The 12,873-nt window shown below is 44.7% G+C and carries 10 protein-coding genes; 3 read left to right on the top strand and 7 right to left on the bottom strand.

Annotation, left to right across the window (positions count from 1 at the left end):
* Window positions 1-8: 8 nt before the first annotated feature.
* From CHL76_RS14530 to CHL76_RS14505, 6 genes are all read right to left on the bottom strand, one after another.
* A complete protein-coding gene (locus CHL76_RS14530; protein WP_094908940.1) occupies window positions 9-1,400 on the bottom strand; it encodes an NAD-dependent succinate-semialdehyde dehydrogenase in 1,392 nt (463 codons plus the stop codon).
* Between the two features lie 68 nt (window positions 1,401-1,468).
* Window positions 1,469-2,776 carry an aminotransferase family protein gene (locus CHL76_RS14525; RefSeq protein WP_094908939.1) on the bottom strand — a complete coding sequence of 436 codons (1,308 nt, stop codon included), beginning with the start codon at window positions 2,774-2,776 and terminating at the stop codon, window positions 1,469-1,471.
* A gap of 38 nt (window positions 2,777-2,814) precedes the next feature.
* Window positions 2,815-4,290 (bottom strand): aldehyde dehydrogenase family protein, encoded by a 1,476-nt coding sequence (locus CHL76_RS14520; protein WP_094908938.1) that lies wholly within the window; start codon window positions 4,288-4,290, stop codon window positions 2,815-2,817.
* 15 nt (window positions 4,291-4,305) lie between these two features.
* Entirely contained in the window at window positions 4,306-5,676 is a 1,371-nt protein-coding gene (locus CHL76_RS14515; protein ID WP_094908937.1) for an aminotransferase family protein, read from the bottom strand.
* Window positions 5,677-5,693: 17 nt separating this feature from the next.
* Window positions 5,694-6,932: a M20 family metallo-hydrolase gene (locus tag CHL76_RS14510; protein WP_094908936.1), complete on the bottom strand. Its 1,239-nt coding sequence runs from the start codon at window positions 6,930-6,932 to the stop codon at window positions 5,694-5,696.
* Between the two features lie 114 nt (window positions 6,933-7,046).
* Window positions 7,047-8,477, bottom strand: a complete 1,431-nt coding sequence (locus CHL76_RS14505) for a sigma-54 interaction domain-containing protein (protein WP_094908935.1) — start codon at window positions 8,475-8,477, stop codon at window positions 7,047-7,049.
* A 177-nt stretch (window positions 8,478-8,654) separates the two neighbouring features.
* Here CHL76_RS14505 and aguA point away from each other — a divergent pair, with 177 nt between their 5' ends.
* From aguA to ald, 3 genes are read left to right on the top strand one after another with little or no spacing between them, the layout of a single operon-like run.
* Window positions 8,655-9,749 (top strand): agmatine deiminase, encoded by a 1,095-nt coding sequence (aguA, locus tag CHL76_RS14500; protein WP_094908934.1) that lies wholly within the window; start codon window positions 8,655-8,657, stop codon window positions 9,747-9,749.
* Window positions 9,750-9,795: 46 nt separating this feature from the next.
* Window positions 9,796-11,139 (top strand): APC family permease, encoded by a 1,344-nt coding sequence (locus CHL76_RS14495; RefSeq protein WP_233133462.1) that lies wholly within the window; start codon window positions 9,796-9,798, stop codon window positions 11,137-11,139.
* 35 nt (window positions 11,140-11,174) lie between these two features.
* Window positions 11,175-12,320, top strand: a complete 1,146-nt coding sequence (gene ald, locus CHL76_RS14490; protein WP_094908933.1) for an alanine dehydrogenase — start codon at window positions 11,175-11,177, stop codon at window positions 12,318-12,320.
* A gap of 361 nt (window positions 12,321-12,681) precedes the next feature.
* Here ald and CHL76_RS14485 read toward each other — a convergent pair.
* Window positions 12,682-12,873: IS3 family transposase (locus CHL76_RS14485; RefSeq protein ID WP_143747473.1), on the bottom strand; the 192-nt coding region annotated here is incomplete at its 5' end.

Here is a 12,873-nt window from a genome sequence, read left to right as displayed (position 1 = left end):
ATATTCCGCTACTCTCCTATTGATAAATACTTGGTCTCGAGATAAGCTTCTATTCCTTCAGTACCGCCTTCTCTCCCCAATCCGCTTTCTTTCATTCCTCCAAATGGGGCCTGCGCTGCGGAAGGAGTGCAGTCATTCCATCCCAGAACACCAAAATGTAATTTGTCATGCAGATACATTCCCAATTTATAATTGTCCGTAAAATAGTATGCTGCTAAACCGAATGGAGTACCATTGGCTGATGAAATAGCTTTATCAATATCTTTAAATGTACGAATAGGGAGCACGGGTCCAAACGTTTCTTCTTTCATTATTCTCATGGTTTCATCCGCATTGGCAATTACCGTTGGATAAACAAAATAATATCCTTGGTTTTCATTTATGTTATATTCACCGCCACATGCAATGCTTCCGCCTTTAGAAATGGCATCATCGATTTGTTCTGAAATTTTGTCATAACCACTTCTGTTAATTACAGGGCCAATTTGTACGCCCCAATCTTTGCCATTTCCTACTTTTAGCTTCTTCACTTCCTGCACTAATTTTTCAGTGAATGCTTTTTCGATGGCTTCATCCACAAAAACGCGATTGGCACTGATGCAGGTTTGGCCGGCATTTCTGAACTTGGAAGCGATCGTTTGAGTCACGGCAGCGTCCAGGTCAGCATCCTTCGTAATAATGACTGGAGCATGACCTCCCAGCTCCATCGACACATGCTTCATGGTGTTCGAGCTTTGGGCCATAAGTAATTTTCCTACGTCTGTTGATCCTGTGAATGTTATTTTTTGAATATACTCACTTTCCGTGAACAAATGCCCTATTTCTGCACCATAACCGTTTACACATTGAATAGCGTGAGGCGGAATGCCAGCTTTATGAGCCAATTCCACTAACCTGATTGAAGTCAAAGGTGTTTCTTCTGCAGGCTTAATAATACAAGTACAGCCCGCTGCTAGGGCCGGGGCCGCCTTTCTCGTCATCATTGCCGCCGGAAAATTCCACGGTGTAATTGCAGCTACCAGCCCAACCGGTTCTTTTGTGACGACAATTCGTTTTGAAGACTTATGGGCGGGGACTGTCCTTCCATAAATGCGTTTCGCTTCTTCCGCAAACCATTCAATATAGCTGACAGCATAATTGACTTCCTCTAACGATTCCTGCAGTGGTTTTCCACTTTCTAATGTCATTACTTCAGCAATGCTGTTTTTCTCTTGAACGATGAGTTCGCCCCAGGTTTTCAGCAGCGTCGATCGCTCATAGGCATTATAGCCGTTCCACTCCCCCAGAAAATCATGGCCCCGTTTTATGCATGTTACTATTTCTTCTTCAGAGTTTCTGTGAATTTCCTGGATAAGTTCCCCATTCGCCGGATTGTTCACCGCTAAGGTTTTCCCTGTCAAATTAAAACCGCCTTATCAAATGTATTTAAAGACGTGCCTTCCTATAACTCGTGCAAATCGATTAAAAATTAATTGTAATTCTTTAACGTACTGTCGATAATTTTTATTATCCGCTTTAACTGCTTTTTGGAAAGAATCAGTGGCGGGGCCAGTACAATACAATCAAGCTCATCAAAAATAACTGATCGGCAGATAAGTCCCTTTGACAGCAGTTGCTCCACTACATTTGGAGCAGTGACTTCTGTTTTGCTGGAAGTGGTTCTATCACTAAATTCAATCGCCCACATCATGCCTTTTCCGCGGACTTCCTTTATCATTGGATGCTTTTCTTTTAATCTGTTTAGCAGCTGTTCAAAATCTGCTTCGCGCTTTTGGGCGTTGTTGATTAAATCTTCCTGTTCCAGAATTTTAATATTTTCAAGAGCCACCGCACTTGCTGTCGGGTGACCGCTGTAGGTGTAGCCATGAAGCACCGTCCCTGAAGATAGATTTATGAAGTCGTGGTGAAGGGCTTCCGTCATCATCACCCCGCCAAGCGGAAGGTAGCCGCTCGTCACGCCTTTAGCGAAGCACATCATATCCGGGCATACTTCATAATGTTCTATCCCGAACCATTTGCCGGTTCTGCCGAAACCAGTGATAATTTCGTCTGCAATAAATAAGATATCGTGTTTATTACACAGGTTCCTTACTTCCTGAAAATACTCTTTGGAAGCAGGGTGGACCCCGCCGGCTCCCTGAACCGGCTCTGCTATAAATGCAGCTATCTGTTCTGCTCCCTCCTGCTGAATTGTTTTTTTCAAGGAATCGATCGATAAATGATCAGCAAAGTAGAAATCCGGGGACACCGCTGAGGCAAAGTCGCGAAAGGGTTTTAAACCTGTAGCATTTGTAGCCCCTATCGCGACGCCGTGATACGACTTCGTTCTTGAAATGATTTTTGTTTTGGCTGGTTTTCCTTTAATTAACCAGTAATTTCTGGCCAGCTTAATAGCTGTGTCTACGGCTTCCGAACCGCCGGAAGTTAAAAAAGTAGTGTTTAAATCCCCGGGAGCCAGCTGGGCCAGTTTCCGGGTAAGCCGAATAGCAGGTTCGTTGCTGAATGTAGAAAAAGAAGAGCTGAAAGCCAGCTGCTGTATCTGTTTTTCAGCCGCTTTTCCCAACGCTTTACGCCCGTGACCGACGTTAACGTTCCACAAAGACGACATGCCATCTATATAGGCTTCATTCTTATGATTTTTAAGAACGATACCCTTACCGCTTTTAAAAATGTGCTTTGCTCCAGCATCCTGCTGCTGATGAATTGAGGAAGTAGGATGAAAATAATGTTTCTTATCCCAATCAATTAGTTGTTTTTCTGAAATTTTTCTGTTCATTACACCCCGACCTCCCCATATATATTTTCTTTGGGAATTCATTCTTCCAGATTGATCCATACGCTTTTGACTTCGGTATAATTATTTAATGCATACGAGCCCATTTCGCGGCCGAACCCTGAAGCTTTAAAGCCACCAAACGGAGTGGCGGGGTCTGTGAGATTGTAACTATTCACCCACACCGTTCCAGCTTTTAGACGATGAGCGATTTTGTGGGCGGAACGAATATTTTCCGTCCAGATGCCTGCTGCCAGTCCATAAGGAGTATTATTGGCTTTTTGGATCACTTCTTCTTCAGAGGTATATGGCAGCACAACCACCACCGGGCCAAATATCTCTTCTTTGGCTATCTGCATCTCTTCCGTAACATTTTTAAACACCGTTGGCTGGATATAATAACCTTCCCGGTCCAATACACCACCGCAGGCTTTTTCAGCCCCTTCTGCCATCCCCTCCTCGATGTAGGAGGCGACCTGATTGAACTGTTGTTTTGAAATTAAAGGCCCAATGACATTTTCTTCATCGAGACCGCTGCCTATGTTAACGGTCTCCGCAAATTCAACCATTTTGTCCACAATATCTTCATACTGATTTTCAGGAACGAAAACCCGGGATCCGGCACAGCAGATTTCGCCTTTATTAGCCATAATTCCGTAAAATACTCCCGGAATTGCTTTATCCAAATCAGCATCCGGCATAATGATGTTCGGGGATTTCCCCCCTAGTTCCAATGTCAGCCGTTTGAATGTGTCAGCCGCCATCTTCATGATATGCTGGCCGGTTTTACTTGAACCGGTAAAAGCAATTTTATCCACATCTTCATGCTCGATGAGCGCTTGGCCCGCAGTTTTGCCCAGACCGGGAATGATATTGATAACTCCTTTGGGAAAGCCTGCCTCCTGCACAAGCTTCGCTAAATATAGCGCGGATAAGGGCGTTTGTTCTGCCGGTTTTAATACTACCGTGCATCCCACTGCGATAGCAGGAGCTATTTTCCAGCAGGCCATCATAAGAGGAAAATTCCATGGAATAATCTGGCCCGCAACGCCCACCGGTTCATGTCTCGTATAATTAAAAAATTCTCCGGCGATCGGGATAGTCTGGCCTGTCCACTTTGTCGTCCACCCCGCATAATAGCGAAATTGTTCAATGGCGTTCGGTAAATCACTTCCATACATCTCACTTAGCGGTTTGCCATTATTCAAAGTGTCCAGTTGGGCCAGGATGTCTATATCTCTTTCCAGGAGATCGGCTAAGTTATTCATTAATTTTGCTCTTACACGAGCGTCCATGGAAGCCCATTCTTCCGATTCAAAGCTGCGACGGGCTGCTTTCACCGCTGCATCAACGTCTTCTTGCTCCGCTGCATGCACATCACATAACTCCTGTTCTGTGGCCGGGTTAACGACAGGGAGCATCGAGCCATTGACACTTTTCTGGAACTCCCCATCTATAAAAAGCAGCTGCTCTTGCTTTAAAAAGTCCTTCACTTCAGGTAATACATCGATTTCCATTGAAAACTCTCCTTTCTAAAGGTCGTTCCATTCGCTTTCCAGCTCTGTCAGGGATGTATCGATGATGTCGATAATTTCATTAATTTCTTTTTCATTAATGATCAGGGGAGGTGCAATCGCTATAATATTCATTCCTTCTTCAAAATCAAAAGGCCGGATAATTAGATGATGGCTCAGGCATTTTTCCACTAATTTTGAGGATGCCTGAATAGGACTTTCAAAAGGTATCCCGTTTTCAGGGTCTTTCATAAGTTCAAAACCTGCCAAAAGGCCTTTGTTTCTAATTTTAGTAACGTATTTATGCTTATTCTCCAGATATTTAAGGCCATCCGTTAATACTTTTTCCATGGAAATCACATTCTCTAAAATGTTCTCACGTTCTAAGATTTCTAAATTTTTCAATCCTACTGCACACGCGCTCGGATGCCCGCTGTAGGTAAAGCCGTGAGCCAGTACATCTTCATGCTGGTCAATTGTTGACTTGATGGCATCGCTCATCAGTACGCCGCCTAACGGAAAATAGCCGCTCGTAATGCCTTTGGCAAAGCAAATCATGTCAGGAATAACGCCCCAGTGGTCCACACCGAAATTCTTTCCTGTACGTCCAAAACCGCAAATAATTTCATCGGAAATCATTAATACGCTCTTTTCATCGCATAATTGGCGAATAGCTTCCAAGTATCCATCCGGCGGCATGTGAACCCCGCCTGCGCCCTGAATCGGCTCCAGTATGACCGCTGCCACCTGTTCGCTTCCCAACTCTTCAATCATGCTCCGAACGCTACTGGCATAATTTTGGTCAGATGTATCGCCTTTTTCTGCATTTGTGAGATGGGCTTTTGCATTATAAATGTTCGGATCCCCGGACCCGGAAAAATCACGAAACGCTTCGATCCCCGTAGCCCGTTGAGCCCCTACGGTTACACCGTGATAGCCTCTCGTGAGTGAAATAATTATTTTTTTATTGGTGAATCCTTTCTTTTGCCAATAAAAACGGGCAAGCTTGAATGCGGTATCGTTGGACTCGGAGCCTCCGGAAGTATAAAAAACATTGTTGAGATCCCCTGGCGCCCATTCTCCCAACTTCTCCGCTAATTTAATGGCAGGTTCATTGCTGAAGCCATAAAATTGCGAACCGTAAGCAAAGGCTGTCATTTGTTCATAGGCTGCTGATGCTAATTCTTCGTTACCATGGCCCACATTGACATTCCACAGCATGGAAACTCCGTCAATATAATTTTTCTCATTGATGTCCCTCACTCTTACACCTTCGCCCCTGGAGAAAATAATTTTAGGTCCTTCCTGGGCATTGACTGAAGGCACGGTGGTAGGGTGCAGGATATGTTTGCGATCAATTTCCTGTAATTTCGAAATACTTGTCTGCATCGTATTCACTCTCCTGATTAAATAATTTTGTCTAATTTCAACAAGCTTTTCAAAAGCACATCGGCTCCCTGAGCGATAAGTTTTTCGTCTGTAAACTCCTGTTCATTATGGCTGATGCCGTTTGTGCTTGGCACAAAAATCATTCCCGAATTCCCTGCAGCACTCATATATTTCGCATCATGACCAGGCCCGCTGAATATTTTCGTATAAGAATAATCCATTTCTTCTGCAGAGGCTTCCACAGAATTTATAATATCCTGATCAAATAAAACAGCATCATTATCCCAGATGGTATGAATCGTCACTTCAGTATCATATTGAAAGGCGATGGAGCTTAATCGTTCCTTTAATACTTTGCATGCCATGTGTCTTTGATGATCATTTTCATGTCTGATATCAATGTTGAATTCAACCACTCCAGGTATCACGTTAGGAGAGTTCGGAAACACATTTAATTTCCCCACGGTGGTTTTCAGCCCTGAAAATTCACCGGCCAGTTCGTATATATTAGTCACCATTTTTGAAGCCGATACTAACGCGTCCTGCCGGTCTTCCATCGGCGTGGGCCCAGCATGATTAGTACAGCCTTCCACTTTAACTGAAAGCCAGCTCATCCCCTGGATGCCCTCTACAACGCCAATATCGATCTTTTCCTTGTCCAGTGTTGGCCCCTGTTCAATGTGAAGTTCCATGAAATAAGCCCAATCTGTCAACCTGTCCTCTTTGTTGCCTTTATAATTTATTTTCTCAAGCGCTTCTTCAAAGGTGACACCTTCTTCATCTTTAATAGAGTAAATAAAGTCCTTTGCCAATTCTCCTGTCAAACCGCCCGAACCTAACATGGGCGGGGCAAAGCGGGCCCCTTCTTCATTGGTAAAGTTAACAATGACGAGAGGATGTTCTGTTGTGATCTGCTGTTCGTTTAATGTGCTGATGATTTCAAGCGCACTCATAACTCCAATGACGCCGTCAAACTTTCCTCCATTAGCCTGAGTATCCAGGTGAGAACCGAGCACCAGCGGAGGAAGGGAAGCATTTTCGCCCTGGCGCCACCCATACATGTTTCCAAAATCGTCTATTTTGACTTCAAGTCCGGCTTCAATCAGACAATTTTTAAAATAATCCCTGATTTTTTGGTCTTGAGGCGTCAGTGCCAGACGGTAAAGACCGCCATTTTCTGTTTTGCCTATCTGTGCGCTAGCTTCAATGTAACTGTTCAGCCGCTGTCTGCTGATTTTTAACACTGCTGATTCCATGACATCCCCTCCTGCCGTTATTAGATGCAAATATCATGCCAATAATATTTCTTTCTAGAACATATCTTCACCTCGTTTTATTTCAAAAAATAAGTTCATTGAATCGATAATGACTCAATGAACCGAATCGCTATTGCTTAAACTTTTTTGTAAAGCTAAATTGTATTTTTTCACCCGTCTCATAAAAGCGGATTGGGTGATACCTAACGCGTCCGCTGCCTTTCTTGACGAACCATTCTTTTGAAAAGCTTTGATAATTGCTTGTTTCTCCACGTCCTCTAAATATGATGGAAGGGACTGCTTTTCCATATCGGGCACGTACCTAGAAGGAGATTTTTCTTCATATATCTTTAGTTTATCCGGGAGTTCTTCTGCCACTATCAAGTCTGTGCTGGATGTAATGACCGCTCTTTCGATCACGTTTTCCAGTTCCCGGATGTTACCCGGCCATTCGTAGTTTTGAAAACATTCCATCGCTTCGTTTGAAAGGATACAGCTGCGGTTGTATTTTTTATTGTATATTTCCATATAATGATGCACAAACAAAGGGATATCCTCAAACCGTTCCCGGAGCGAAGGTACTTCTACGGAAATAACATTTAAACGGTAGTATAAATCCTCCCGGAATCTTCCTTCTGCTACCATGGCAGAAAGGTCGCTGTTGGTCGCCGTGATGATTCTAATATCCGTAGTTTCTACGCTGGAAGAGCCGACAGGGATATACAGTTTTTCCTGCATTAATTGCAGAAGCTTAGGCTGGAGTTCCAAAGGCAGATCGCCAATCTCGTCCAAAAAAAGCGTCCCCCCTTCCGCTTCCTGAACGATTCCCTTTTTCCCTTTAGCATTGGCTCCAGTGAAAGCCCCTTTTTTATAACCAAATAATTCGGATTCCAGTAGAGCAGCCGGGATAGCTGAACAGTTAAGAGGGATGAACGGACGGTCCTTTCTTTCGCTTGTTTCATGAATGTTTTTAGCTATTACGCTTTTGCCCACCCCGGTTTCTCCTTGAATTAGCAGCGTAGCGTCCACCTGGGCAGTTGTTTTTATTAACTGCTTCATTTCCATAAACTTTTTACTTTTTCCTATAAGCTCACTATCCTCTGTTTCAGTTAATTTGTGATCCTCCTTGGTTTTTTTTAATTCCTCCACATAAAAATTTATGACTGATTCTGCTTTTTCAAGCTGCAGAGAAGAACGGACCATATCAGTAATATCCTTTACGTGCACCAGGACGTAGTCTCTCTGGGCTTCCATAGGTACAAGATAACCGGAAGCCAGCAGTTTCCGGTTTTGAGAGGTCTGGATCGAACTCACCGCCTCCCTTTTATCTAAAACGAGATTGGTTACAGACGGCGTGAACATCTCCCTGCTTTCGAGCTCCGTGACGTGCTTGCCGATAATTTCCTCCAGCGGGGAGCCGATCTGTTTTACACTCGTTTCGTTAACCCAAAGAGCGTAGCCGGAATCGTCTGCAATAAAAATTCCATCTTCCAGCTTATTAAAAACGTCCTGAAAACTGCGGTCCAAATAAAATGGCTCTGTCATGTTACCCCTCCCGGGTGAATAAATCTTGCTGAATCGAGTTGTTAATGAATTATAGAGTCAATTTCGATTCAAAACAAGTACTAATTTCTTATGACAAGTGATAATATCAAATTTTACGTTGGCACAGATATTGCATTAATAATGGACGAACGCTAATTAAACCTTAGGAGGCATAACATGACGACGCTACATTCCCAACCAGTATCAGACGGGTTCCGAATGCCGGGAGAATTCGAACCCCATACCGGGACCTGGATGCTCTGGCCGCACCGTACAGATACCTGGCGGGCTGGAGCAAAACCCGGACAAAAGGTATTTAAAGAGATTGCCTCTGCCATTTCTAGATTTGAACCTGTCACCGTCTGTGTGCGTGCTGAACAGTATCAGCATGCACGTGCTATCCTGCCAGACGAGGTCAGGGTGCTTGAAATGTCATTCAATGATGCATGGATGAGAGACATCGGTCCTTTGTTTTTAATTGATGACAAAGGCGGCCTCCGGGGAGCAGATTTTCAATTTAACGCCTGGGGAGGAATCAACAAATCATTATATTTTCCCTGGGACCAGGACGTTTTAGTCTCACAGAAAGTGCTTGAGACCGAACGGGTCGACCGGTACAACTGTACAGACCTTGTATTGGAGGGCGGGGGCATTTATCCCGACGGGGAAGGCACGCTGATTACCACGAAGGAATGCCTGTTGAATACCAACCGGAATCCAAACTGGTCACAGGAGGAAATCGAGCAGCGGTTAAAAGAAACGTTGAATGTCCAAAAAATTATTTGGCTTGAGCGGGGTCTCGTCGGGGACGAAACGGACGGCCATATCGATGAAGTCTTATGCTATATACGTCCGGGAGAAGTTGCCCTCAGCTGGACGGATGACCCAGAGCATCCGCAGTATGCCGTACTGAACGAATGCTATGAAAAACTGGCAGGCGAACGCGACGCTTCCGGAAGAGCGTTCACGATTCATAAAATTCCTTTACCGGAACAGCCGGTTCTCACCGAGCAGGAAAGTGAGGAGATCGATCATACCATCGACAGCTATGCCCGGTTACCAAACGACCCCTGCATCGCATCGTACGTGAACTGTTATTTATGCAACGAGGCTGTTATCCTACCCCAATTTAATGACCCCCTGGACAAGGAAGCAGTCAAAATATTCAGCACCCTGTTCCCAGAGCGGGAAATCGTTCCCATTTACACAAGAGAATTGTCCCTTGCAGGAGGAAACATACACTGTATCACTCAGCAGCAGCCAGCCAGATAACACGTTCGTATTGAACTAATCTTATCCAAAAGGGTGGTCGGTTAAATTGTCCAACCAGGAAAATTCTTTAAACAGACAGCTGAAACTCATTCATGTGGTAGTGCTTGGCTTAGCTTATATGTCACCTTTCGCCGTGTTTGATACGTTTGGCATCGTGTCCGATATTACATCCGGGCACGTGCCTATTGCTTATCTGATTGTATTTACCGCTATTCTTTTTACTGCGCTCAGTTACGGTAAGATGGTGAAAATTTATCCCGTTTCAGGTTCCGTCTACACCTATACACAACGGATCATTAATAAAAATCTTGGCTTTTTGGCTGGATGGATCACATTTCTCGCTTATTTGGCCCTGCCAATGATTAACGCGCTGCTGGCGAGAATTTATCTTTCGGCAGGCATTCCTGCCGTACCGGGGTGGGTTTGGATTGTACTCCTCCTTTTAATTATCACCCTGGTCAATTTAATCGGCGCTAAAGTGACCGCCTCCGTTAATTTGATTCTTGTGGTTTTTCAGTTTTTAACGGGAATTATTTTTATTGTATTAACGATCCGGTCTATTACGGTAGAAAATCAGTCGCCGCTGTTTACATTCAACACTTTAATTTCAGAAAGTTTAGAAATCAATAGCTTGTTTGCCGGAGCTTCTCTGCTTGCTCTTGCATTTATCGGTTTTGATGCAATTACTACCTTATCGGAAGAAACCATTAATCCTAAAAAAACGATCCCCCGGGGCATTATTTTAGTAGCTGTCATTGGCGGGGTTTTCTTCTTCACCGTCACCTATTTCATGCAGACACTCTTTCCTGACGTAAGTGTCTTCAACAACATTGAAGGAGCTTCTCCGGAAATAGCAGCTATTATCGGGGGCAATTTATTTTTGGCTCTGTTCACCGCAGGCGCCCTTACTTCCGTATTTGCGTCGGGACTTGCTGCACAAACCAGTGCTTCGAGGCTTCTATACGCGATGGGAAGAGACAATGTACTGCCACAAAAGTTTTTCGGCTACCTGCATCCTAAAACAAAAACGCCGGTGTTTAATATTCTGTTGATCGCTGTCCTAGGCTTGTCATCTATCTTCATTACTCTGGAAACCGCTACTTCTTTAATTAACTTCGGCGCATTTTTCGCTTTTTCCATCGTTAATATTTGTGTGATCGTCAACTTTGTTAAAAACGATAATGAAAAGAAATTCCGGTCCGTGCTCACAAATATCGTGTTTCCATCCCTCGGCCTCGGCTTTGTTATCTACCTGTGGGTCAGCTTGAACTGGTACGCCATCGCCTTTGGTTTATGCTGGATCATTCTGGGCGTCGTCTATTTGTTCGTGCTTACCCGCGGCTTCCAGCAGGACCCGCCCCAGGTCAACTTTGATGAGCTAGAGGGCTGAACCAGCAGCTATAAAATCGATCAGGAGGTATTATTATGATTATTGGTATTCCTAAAGAAATTAAAAACCAGGAAAAACGAGTCGCCATTACTCCGGCAGGCGTTCTAAACTTAAAAAAGCACGGCCATGAGGTATTGGTGGAAGCCAGTGCCGGAAAAGGCAGCGGCTTTGAGGATCATGATTATAAACAGGCCGGTGCTTCGATGGTGCCGGAGGCCAGTCAGGTATGGTCGCAGGCAGATATGGTCATGAAGGTAAAGGAACCGTTGGAAGAGGAGTATGTATTCTTTCGTAAAAATCTAATTTTGTTCACGTATCTTCACCTCGCTGCAGAACCGGCACTAGTGGAGGCCCTAACTGCCAATGAAGTTACCGCCATCGCCTATGAGACGGTCCAGGAAAATGGCTCCCTGCCCCTTTTGACCCCAATGAGTGAGGTAGCAGGACGAATGGCTGCCCAGGTCGGGGCACAATTTCTGGAGAGCGTTTACGGCGGCAAGGGTATTTTACTATCCGGCGTCCCCGGAGTGAAAAAAGCGAAGGTGACCGTTATCGGCGGCGGTGTGGTTGGAATAAACGCTGCCAGAATCGCTCACGGTTTAGGAGCCAATGTGACTATTATCGACTTAAACCCCGCCCGCCTTCGTGAAATTGACGAGACGTTTGACGGCCAAATCCAGACCATCAGCAGCAATCCCCTGAATATTGCTCAAGAAGTTCAATCTTCTGATCTGGTGATTGGGGCTGTCCTGATCCCTGGGGCCAGGGCGCCCAAGCTGGTTACAAGAGACATGATCAAGACCATGGCCAAAGGCTCGGTGGTCGTGGACGTAGCGATCGACCAGGGGGGCATTATCGAAACCGCAGACAAAGTTACGACGCATGAGAATCCCACATATGATGTCGAAGGCGTTGTGCACTACGCGGTGGGCAATATGCCCGGTGCCGTTCCGAGAACCTCCACCATTGCCCTAACCAATGTTACTATACCTTACGCCCTCCAAATCGCCAACAAAGGCGTAACTATAGCATTAAAAGAAAATTCTGCCTTGGGTAAAGGATTAAACACCGCTGACGGTAAAGTGACATTTGAAGCGGTAGCGAAAGACTTGGGGTACCCTTATGTTAGTCTGGAGGAAGTGTTAAATAGGAATTTAGAGACCTCGACCTCAGCTAAATAGTTGCATTATAAGTTAATAAAATTGAGCTACTAAAGAGCCCATGAAATTTTCAGGGGCTCTTTAGATTGAACGTAAATTTTGTTTAAGCCCCTCAAAAATCCGTTTGTTGGGTATTTCTCGGTCCATGCAGGTCTCTCGGTTCCACGAGGCTGCCGAAGAAGGAGAAATGCGACATGGATAATCCGCAGACACTATTCACTGAATCAGCTAATGTAGGCTTCCGCTTCATCATGTGCCAGAATCCCTTTCTGAGCAATTTTCTACTATAGCAAAAAACTGCCGACAAGCTCTAAAAAACAGAGCCATTGTCGACAGCCTGAGAACTGAACTGACCCAAAGAAATGAGACAAGAAAAAAACACCTATGCGGCCGMCGTCCGGAATTCCACCGGACTGTGGTCGTTTAATTTGGTAAATGGTCGTATGTAATTGTAATAATACATGTACGAATCGACTTTTTCGACTATAATAGAAGATGTAAGGGGCATCCGTACGCGGATGCTGAATKCTTCCGACTTTAGCGAGGAATGGAAGGATTCGATCATGGCATTATC

This window comes from Marinococcus halophilus (assembly GCF_002265875.1).
GTDB lineage: Bacteria > Bacillota > Bacilli > Bacillales > Marinococcaceae > Marinococcus > Marinococcus halophilus.
Note: the sequence above shows the minus strand (reverse complement) of the source record. Positions and strands in the feature narration are given on the sequence as shown.